Source organism: Citrobacter sp. wls826, from assembly GCF_005281245.1.
In the GTDB taxonomy this organism is placed as follows: domain Bacteria; phylum Pseudomonadota; class Gammaproteobacteria; order Enterobacterales; family Enterobacteriaceae; genus Citrobacter; species Citrobacter braakii.
Window position 1 is genome coordinate 65,265 of the sequence record NZ_SZWS01000041.1, and the last position, 9,306, is coordinate 74,570.

The 9,306-nt window shown below is 55.2% G+C and carries 8 protein-coding genes; 3 read left to right on the forward strand and 5 right to left on the reverse strand.

Annotated features, from left to right (window positions below; all coding sequences use genetic code 11):
- The 5 genes from nrfE to nrfA form a co-directional block, all read right to left on the reverse strand.
- A partial coding sequence (gene nrfE, locus FDW87_RS22190; RefSeq protein ID WP_252363093.1) for a heme lyase NrfEFG subunit NrfE occupies positions 1-999 on the reverse strand: 999 nt, incomplete at its 3' end.
- An 8-nt stretch (positions 1,000-1,007) separates the two neighbouring features.
- Complete coding sequence (gene nrfD, locus FDW87_RS09290) at positions 1,008-1,964, reverse strand: cytochrome c nitrite reductase subunit NrfD (RefSeq protein ID WP_016155452.1); 957 nt, start codon at positions 1,962-1,964, stop codon at positions 1,008-1,010.
- A complete protein-coding gene (nrfC, locus tag FDW87_RS09295; protein WP_137379680.1) occupies positions 1,961-2,632 on the reverse strand; it encodes a cytochrome c nitrite reductase Fe-S protein in 672 nt (223 codons plus the stop codon). Before nrfC ends, nrfD begins: the two co-directional genes overlap by 4 nt.
- Positions 2,629-3,195, reverse strand: a complete 567-nt coding sequence (nrfB, locus tag FDW87_RS09300) for a cytochrome c nitrite reductase pentaheme subunit (RefSeq protein ID WP_005132587.1) — start codon at positions 3,193-3,195, stop codon at positions 2,629-2,631. The genes nrfC and nrfB overlap by 4 nt, the downstream gene beginning before the upstream one ends.
- Positions 3,196-3,239: 44 nt before the next feature.
- Positions 3,240-4,676 carry an ammonia-forming nitrite reductase cytochrome c552 subunit gene (gene nrfA, locus FDW87_RS09305; protein WP_137379681.1) on the reverse strand — a complete coding sequence of 479 codons (1,437 nt, stop codon included), beginning with the start codon at positions 4,674-4,676 and terminating at the stop codon, positions 3,240-3,242.
- Positions 4,677-5,110: 434 nt separating this feature from the next.
- Between nrfA and acs the strand changes: the two genes are divergently transcribed.
- From acs to actP, 3 genes are all read left to right on the forward strand, one after another.
- Positions 5,111-7,069, forward strand: a complete 1,959-nt coding sequence (gene acs / locus FDW87_RS09310) for an acetate--CoA ligase (protein ID WP_016155371.1) — start codon at positions 5,111-5,113, stop codon at positions 7,067-7,069.
- A 236-nt stretch (positions 7,070-7,305) separates the two neighbouring features.
- Positions 7,306-7,620, forward strand: coding sequence for a DUF485 domain-containing protein (locus FDW87_RS09315; RefSeq protein WP_016155370.1), 315 nt, complete (start codon positions 7,306-7,308; stop codon positions 7,618-7,620).
- On the forward strand, positions 7,617-9,266 hold the full coding sequence (gene actP, locus FDW87_RS09320; RefSeq protein ID WP_016155369.1) for a cation/acetate symporter ActP: 1,650 nt from the start codon (positions 7,617-7,619) through the stop codon (positions 9,264-9,266). The genes FDW87_RS09315 and actP overlap by 4 nt, the downstream gene beginning before the upstream one ends.
- Positions 9,267-9,306: the final 40 nt, after the last annotated feature.

Genomic DNA, 9,306 nt, shown 5'->3' on the forward strand with positions numbered 1-9,306 from the left:
GGCGTACAGCCCGAGCGATGCCAGGCTCAATACGGTAAACAGCGCGAACAGCGGCGTGGCGCGGACGTTATCCAGCGCAAAAGCGTGCACGGAAACGAGAATGCCGGAACGCACAATCAGCGTCCCCAGCAGCGATAAAATCAGCGTGACGATCGCCAGCAGCAGCGACCAGTGGCGGAAGATCCCACGTTGGCGCGTGATGAACAGACTATGCAGCAGCGCACTGGCGGAAAGCCAGGGTAATAAGGAGGCATTTTCTACCGGGTCCCAGAACCACCAGCCGCCCCAGCCCAACTCACAGTAGGCCCACCAGGAGCCGAGGATAATCCCCAGCGTCAGCGCACACCAGCCAGGCAGCGCCCAGCGCCAGCACACCCCGGCGCTCTGCGCATTAAAGTCACCGCGCAGCAGCGAGGCCAGCGCCACACCTGCCGCCACCATCAAGCCACCGTAACCCAGGTACAGCAGCGGCGGATGGAGGATTAACCCGAGATGTTGCAGCATCGGGTTAAGATCGCGCCCTTCAATGGCTGGCGGGAAGATACGCACGAACGGATCGGACCATATCACCACAAACAGCAGCAGCAGGGCCGTTATCAAAGCGAGGACGCTGAGCGTTAACGGAAACAGCAGGTCGGAATCACGCCGATAGCGCAAGGCGAACAGCGCGCTCCAGCCGGAAAGAAACAGCACCCACAGCAGCAGCGATCCTTCATGCCCGCCCCACACCGCCGCCAGTTTTAATCCCCACGGCAGCAGGCTGTAGCTATGCTGAGCAACGTAGACCACCGAAAAGTCGCTGGTCAGAAAGCAGAATATCAGAATGGCAAAGGCCAGCAGCAGCAGCGAAAATTGCGTCCACATGCCCACGCTTGCCAGGCGCATTACGCCTTGCCAGCGCTGGCGGACACCCACCAACACGGCAAGCGGGGTCAACACGTTGACCCCGAGGCTTAACAACAGTGCCAGAAAACCGGCTTCAGGAAGGAGAACGTCCAGATATCACCTTACGCAACGGTTAGCTGACCCGCATAGAGAATAAAAAAGCGCAGCAGCAGTACGCCGGTCAGGCTGGCACCGCACACTGCCAGCACGCCATGAAACGTCGAACTGCGGTTGGCCCAAGGTTTTAGCAGCATCGGCAGTATCAGCCCAAGCCCGGCCACGCCCAGCCAGAACCACCAGGTCCAGAATCCACCGCCCAGTGCCGCCGCCAGCGCGCGCATTTTGCCGTCATCGCCCAGCGCCAGACCGACGAAAAACGCCGCCAGCAGGAAGATCTCCAGCCATACCACCGGGACTTCCATGCGATGCACAAAGTGCGCTTCGGTACTGTGCGGATTGCTACGATGACGTAACGCCATGGCGATCAGCGCCACCGCCGCGCCGGAGGAGATCCCGGAGAACAGAAACAGCACCGGCAGGATCGGGTTATTCAGGAACGGGTAGGATTTCAGCGCCGACAGCAGAAAACCGGTGTACGCCCCGAGCAGGACCGCCAGCACCAGCATTAACGTCTCCAGCGCGCGATGAAACGGCGCAATCAACGTCAACATTTTCTGTACGATCCCTAATCGCGGCAGCCAGCGCTGTTGCAGAGCAATCACCTCTTTTTCAAAGATTTTTGCCAGCCACAGCACCAACACCACCATATACAACTGGAACAACATGACCCCCATCGACATCACCGAAGTGAAGCTGTAGTGGAACATCAGTTTCCAGAAGGTCCATGGACGCGTCAGGTGGAACACCAGAATCAGCAGACCGAAGATAATCGCCCCCGGCCCTAACACCAGCGTAGTGCGTAGCAGCGTGCTGTCAGAACCGCCCGCCTCCGGATGGAAACGACGCAGCAGAATCGCCAGCGTGACCAGTCCGGCGGAGATGCCAATCAGGAACAGATAGATGGCAATGGGCCAGTCCCACACCAGTGATTCAAAATGAAATGCAGAAGCGGATGTCATTGGCTCACCTCCCCAAATTTAAAGGGAACGCGGTAGACCTTCGGTTTTGTGCCCAACGCCAGCTTGTAACGGTAGGTGGTTTTCTGCAGCAACAAGCGGGAGATATCGCTGTTGGGATCGTCCAGATTACCAAACGTCAGCGCCTTCGTCGGACATGACTCAACGCAGGCGGGCTGCTTGCCCGCTTTCAGATTGGTTTTCCGACAGAAATCGCATTTATCCGCCGTTTTGCTAACCGGATGGATAAAGCGCACGCGATAAGGACACGCGGCGATACAGTACTGGCAGCCAACACAAAGGTCCGGGTTCACATCCACAATACCGCTGGCGGCATCGCGATACGATGCCCCCGTCGGGCAGACGTCAACGCAGGGGGCATGGTCGCAATGCTGGCACGAATGACGGAAGAAGCGATACTTCACATCAGGAAACGTCCCCTGCGGCTCGCTGCGAATAATCGTCAGACGCGATACCCCTTCCGGCACGTTGTTTACTTCCCGACAAGCATCCATGCAGGTCGTACAGCCGATGCATAGTGACTCATCATGTACCATACCGTAACGTACGCCGTTGATGTTCAGCGTCTTCGCCACAACGCGTCCCGCCGTCCCGCTCACTGCCACCAGCGCGCCGACGCGGGTGATAAACTGGCGACGAGAGCAACTCATGGATGCTCCTTAAGCAACGGAACCGACGCCGGGTTAAAGTTCGGATTGTTACGCTGATCGCTGTGGCAATCGACGCAAATCTTGATCCGTCCTTTATCACTTAGCGTCTGCATCGTGTCTTGCTTCGGATGCAGTGAGTGACAGCTGGCACACGCCACTTTGGTTACGTGGACATCGTGTGGCCAGAACGCTTTTTGTAGCTGCTCAGGCAGGTGGCAGGACATACAGACGCTGTTCTGCTGTTCAACGTTGTACATCGGCTCATTAAAGCGCATCACATCCTTCACCCCTTCACGGTGGTTCGGTGACGGCTGGCCGTGACAGTTGGTGCAGGTGACCGGCAATTTGTTATTCGGGTTGATGACTTCTGCATGCTTACCATGCATGCCTTCGGTATCTGGCTTGTGACAATCCAGACAGGCGGCATCCGGATTACGCTGTTGGGTAACCGTCCAGCGTTGATCCGACTCCTGCGGCGTTGGCGTGGCAGTGATTCCACTCAGGCTCCAGAACAAGCCTGACGCCAGCACCCCAGCAGTTAATAACGAACGTAATACGCTCATATTCACTCCGTTGAGTTATCCGCCCCTGACGGGGCGAAATGGGGTTATTGGCTTAACAGACCGTTTTTACGCGCCTGATCTTCCCACTGCGGAATCACCGTTTTGATGAAGTCCTGCTTCTCAGCATTGATTTGCTGCATGTTCAGACCAATCGCCGCCTGGGCTTTCTCTTTGGTAGAGATATCCGGTAACGGGATTTCATGGGTGATGCCTTTAGTCGCCAGCAGACGGACCAGTTTGGTACGCGCATCGGCGGCTTTATCCATGGCGCTACCCAGCATCCGCAGACCCTCTTCCGGAGCGTGCATGTGAATACCGTGTGAGGCGATAGACAGGTCCCAGCGCCATTGTGCGTGACGGATATCTTCCAGAATCGGCTTCATTTCCGCTTCAGTCGCACCCGCATCCCATGCAGCTTTCGCTTCGAAGTGCGCATGAACCAGCTGATCTTCGACCTTGATTTTCAGGTCATGAATAGCCTGTTTACGCTCGGCGACCACTTTTTGCAGGGACGCTTTATCCTGGGTGTGGCAGTTCGCACAGGTCTGAGCAAAGTTATCGAACGGGTTACCAATCTTATGGTCGGTGTAGATCTTACCTTCCGCGTTTTGCACTTTCGGCATGTGACAGTCGATACAGGTCACGTTGTTCTTGCCGTGAATGCCCGCGCTCCAGGTTTCATATTCCGGGTGCTGCGCTTTCAGCATCGGCGTTTTCGACAGGGAGTTGGTCCAGTCAGAGAAGGCGATGGTGTCGTAGTATTTCTCCATGTTCTCGACTTTCATGCCCTCGTCCCACGGGAACTTAACGGCTTTGTTTTTACCGTCGAAGTAGTATTCCACGTGGCACTGACCGCAGACCATGGATTGCTGATCAAAGCGACCGGCTTTCTCAAACGGTTTGCCGATTGCTTCCATCGCGCGTTCTGCATAAGGACGCGACAGCGTCAGCTCTGGCTTGCCTTTGGCGAAGTCTGGTGACGCAGTGTTATGGCAATCTGCACAGCCGAGATTGTTAACAATTTCTGGACCGCCGCGCGCCCATTTACCATGGAAGTAGCTATCTTCACCGTCTTTCTGGATCAGACGCGCTACGTCCGGGCTTTTACAGCTCCAGCAGGCCATCGGCAGCGGGCCGTCTTCAGCCGTTTTTGGTGCGCCGGTACGTAAGGTTTCACGTACATCGGTCACGGCATAGGCGTGTCCACGCGGTTTGTTGTAATCGCGCGAGAATGGATATCCCGCCCACAGGATCACCAGACGCGGATCTTCTGCCAGCGCATCTTCACGGGCTGATTGCTCAGACGTGGCTTTCCAGGAGAGATATTGATCGGGATGCTGAGGAGCGAAGGTTTCATTCTTCGCTTCAACGGTGACGGTTTTTGCGGGTACAGGAGTTTGTTCAGCGTGAACAGCAGAAATAAATAATAAAGGTAATAACAGGCTGAAGAAACGGCGTACGCGTGATTTTATCCTTGCCATAGGGGTCTCATCCAGATGACGCCATTATCTGCAATGGCGGTTCTTTTATTGTTTTCCATAACAGCAACCACACGAATACTGTCATGACATTGCTCCACCCTATTTGTAACAAGAAACCACACTGAAAATGTTGTCTTTAATCAATTGTAAGTGTATGTAAAATACCACTTTAGAGTTATAAACCCCCTCTAACTCCTCACTCTTTTGTCTAATTCAGAGACAGATCACCTTTTCAATAATCCTTTAGATAACTACATGTTATCGCGAGATTTAATCAATTTTTGCTAGTTCCCTTCAAAATTAAGTTTGCCGCTAATTTGCACAATTCGTTTATTGCGTGATCTGCCGCGCAAATACTAAACAAAACTCTCAAAGCCCCTACATTTAACGTTTATGAGACATATTATTAACATCCTACAAGGAGAACAAAAGCCATGAGCCAAATACATAAACACGCTATTCCCGCAAACATTGCGGATCGTTGCCTGATAAACCCGGAGCAGTACGAAGAGAAATACCAGCAATCCGTTAACGAACCCGACACATTTTGGGGCGAGCAGGGAAAGATACTTGATTGGATCAAGCCGTACAGCCAGGTGAAGAACACCTCCTTCGCACCAGGCAACGTGTCGATTAAATGGTACGAAGACGGCACCCTGAACCTGGCCGCAAACTGCCTTGACCGTCATTTACAGGCAAATGGCGATCGCACCGCCATCATTTGGGAAGGCGATGACGCCACCCAAAGCAAAAACATTACTTATCGCGAACTGCATCGCGATGTTTGCCGTTTCGCCAATACACTACTGGATTTAGGCATTAAAAAAGGCGACGTGGTGGCCATTTATATGCCGATGGTGCCGGAAGCGGCGGTTGCTATGCTGGCTTGCGCCCGCATTGGCGCGGTGCATTCGGTCATCTTCGGTGGTTTCTCACCAGAGGCCGTCGCCGGACGTATCATCGACTCCAATTCACGTCTGGTGATCACCGCCGACGAAGGCGTGCGCGCCGGCCGCGCTATCCCGCTGAAAAAGAACGTCGATGATGCGCTGAAAAACCCGAACGTGAAAACAGTGGAACATGTGGTCGTCCTCAAACGTACCGGTGGAAAAACGGAATGGCAGGAAGGCCGTGACCTGTGGTGGTCCGATCTTATCGAGAAAGCCAGCCCGGAACATCAGCCAGAAGAAATGAACGCGGAAGATCCGCTGTTTATCCTCTATACCTCCGGTTCAACCGGCAAGCCGAAAGGCGTGCTGCATACCACCGGCGGATATCTGGTCTACGCCGCAACCACCTTTAAGTACGTGTTTGACTACCATCAGGGCGATATTTATTGGTGTACTGCTGACGTGGGTTGGGTAACCGGGCACAGCTACCTGCTGTACGGTCCGCTGGCCTGCGGCGCAACCACGCTGATGTTCGAAGGCGTGCCAAACTGGCCAACCCCGGCGCGTATGTCGCAGGTTGTGGACAAGCACCAGGTCAATATTCTGTATACCGCGCCGACCGCCATCCGCGCCCTGATGGCAGAAGGTGATAAAGCGATTGAAGGCACTGACCGCTCCTCGCTGCGTATCCTGGGTTCCGTTGGCGAGCCAATTAACCCGGAAGCATGGGAGTGGTACTGGAAGAAGATCGGCAACGAAAAATGCCCGGTCGTCGATACCTGGTGGCAGACCGAAACCGGTGGATTCATGATCACCCCGCTGCCGGGCGCCACCGAGCTGAAAGCGGGTTCCGCAACCCGTCCGTTCTTTGGCGTACAGCCTGCGATTGTCGATAACGAGGGTAATCCGCTGGAAGGCGCGACCGAAGGCAACCTGGTGATTACCGACTCGTGGCCGGGCCAGGCGAGAACGCTGTTTGGCGATCACGAACGCTTTGAGCAGACCTACTTTTCTACCTTCAAGAATATGTACTTCAGCGGCGACGGCGCGCGTCGTGACGAAGATGGCTATTACTGGATCACCGGTCGTGTGGACGATGTGCTGAACGTCTCTGGCCACCGTCTGGGAACGGCAGAAATCGAATCGGCACTGGTGTCGCATCCGAAGATCGCCGAGGCCGCGGTGGTGGGTATTCCGCATAATATTAAAGGCCAGGCGATCTACGCCTACGTCACGCTGAATCACGGCGAAGAGCCGTCACCTGAGCTGTACGCCGAGGTGCGCAACTGGGTACGTAAAGAAATTGGTCCGCTGGCAACGCCAGACGTGCTGCACTGGACCGACTCACTGCCGAAAACCCGCTCCGGCAAAATCATGCGCCGTATTCTGCGTAAAATCGCGGCGGGCGATACCAGCAATCTGGGCGATACCTCGACCCTCGCCGATCCTGGCGTGGTAGAGAAACTGCTCGAAGAGAAGCAGGCCATCGCGATGCCATCATAACCACAACCGTGAAATGCCCGATGGTGCGCGGCTTATCGGGCCTACAAATCCTACCCCTACCCCTCCCCTGACCGGGAGGGAAAATATAATAACCCACCCCAAAGGATTTCGCGTTGCAGGAAGGCGGCAAGCGAGCGCATCCCCAGGAGCATAGTTCACTATGTGACTGAGGTGGGCGAGTGCGGCCAACACACTTGCAACGTGAAAGACGAAGGGGGCCTCTGGAGAACTCTGTGATGAATGACTCTATTTATCAGCGGATAGAAGACAGTGCGCGTTTCAGGGAGTTAGTTGAAAAAAGGCAACGGTTTGCCACCATTCTGTCCATCATCATGCTGGCAGTTTACATCAGCTTTATTTTACTGATTGCCTTTGCGCCTGGCTGGCTGGGTACGCCGCTACACGCGGGAACCAGCGTCACCCGGGGTATTCCGATTGGGGTCGGTGTGATCCTCATCTCCTTCATCCTGACCGGGATCTATATCTGGCGGGCAAACGGTGAATTCGACCGCCTGAACAATGCGGTTCTGCACGAGGTTAAAGCATCATGAAGAGAGTCCTGACGGCGCTTGCCGCCACGCTGCCCTTCGCCGCAAACGCGGCGGATGCTATTAGCGGTGCAGTCCAACGCCAGCCAACCAACTGGCAGGCGATTGTCATGTTCCTGATTTTCGTCATCTTTACGCTCGGTATTACTTACTGGGCGTCTAAGCGCGTACGTTCGCGTAATGACTACTACACCGCCGGCGGTAACATCACTGGTTTCCAGAACGGGCTGGCGATTGCGGGCGACTATATGTCGGCGGCATCGTTTCTCGGGATTTCCGCGCTGGTGTTTACCTCCGGTTATGACGGGCTGATCTATTCACTCGGCTTCCTGGTCGGCTGGCCAATTATCCTGTTCCTGATTGCTGAGCGTCTGCGTAACCTGGGTCGTTACACCTTTGCAGATGTTGCTTCTTATCGTCTGAAGCAAGGACCAATCCGTATTCTGTCGGCCTGTGGTTCTCTGGTGGTGGTCGCGCTGTATCTGATCGCCCAGATGGTCGGCGCAGGTAAGCTGATTGAGCTGCTGTTTGGTCTAAACTATCACATCGCCGTCGTACTGGTTGGCGTGCTGATGATGATGTACGTCCTGTTTGGCGGCATGCTGGCGACCACCTGGGTACAGATCATCAAAGCCGTTCTGCTGCTGTTCGGCGCCAGCTTTATGGCCTTTATGGTGATGAAGCACGTCGGCTTTAGCTTCAACAACCTGTTCACCGAAGCAATGGCGGTACACCCGAAAGGTTCAGCCATTATGAGCCCGGGCGGACTGGTAAAAGATCCGATCTCCGCCCTGTCGTTAGGTCTCGGCCTGATGTTTGGTACGGCAGGCTTGCCGCACATCCTGATGCGCTTCTTCACTGTCAGCGATGCCCGCGAAGCGCGTAAGAGCGTGTTCTATGCCACCGGTTTTATGGGTTATTTCTACATCCTGACCTTTATCATCGGCTTTGGCGCGATCATGCTGGTGGGCGCTAATCCGGCGTATAAAGACGCTGCTGGCGCGCTGATCGGCGGTAACAACATGGCGGCGGTTCACCTGGCAAATGCGGTGGGCGGCAACCTGTTCCTGGGCTTCATCTCAGCCGTGGCGTTTGCCACCATCCTGGCAGTGGTTGCAGGCCTGACGCTGGCGGGCGCATCGGCCGTTTCTCACGACCTGTATGCCAACGTGTTCCGTAAAGGCGCAACCGAACGTGAAGAGCTGAAGGTGTCGAAAATCACCGTACTGGTGCTGGGGGTGATTGCCATCCTGCTCGGCGTGCTGTTTGAGAACCAGAATATCGCCTTCATGGTAGGTCTGGCGTTTGCTATCGCAGCCAGCTGCAACTTCCCGATCATTCTGCTCTCCATGTACTGGTCAAGACTGACCACGCGTGGCGCGATGTTGGGCGGCTGGTTAGGTCTGCTGACGGCGGTGGTGCTGATGGTGCTTGGCCCGACGATTTGGGTCCAGATCCTTGGTCACGAAAAAGCCATTTTCCCGTATGAATATCCGGCGCTGTTCTCCATCAGCGTAGCGTTCCTTGGGATCTGGTTCTTCTCTGCTACCGATAACTCAGAAGAAGGTAATCGCGAACGCGAGCAGTTCCGTGCCCAGTTCATCCGTTCCCAGACCGGGTACGGCGTAGAACAAGGTCGCGCGCACTAACCACTCCTCCTCTTCCCCGGTCTGAACGACCGGGGCATTT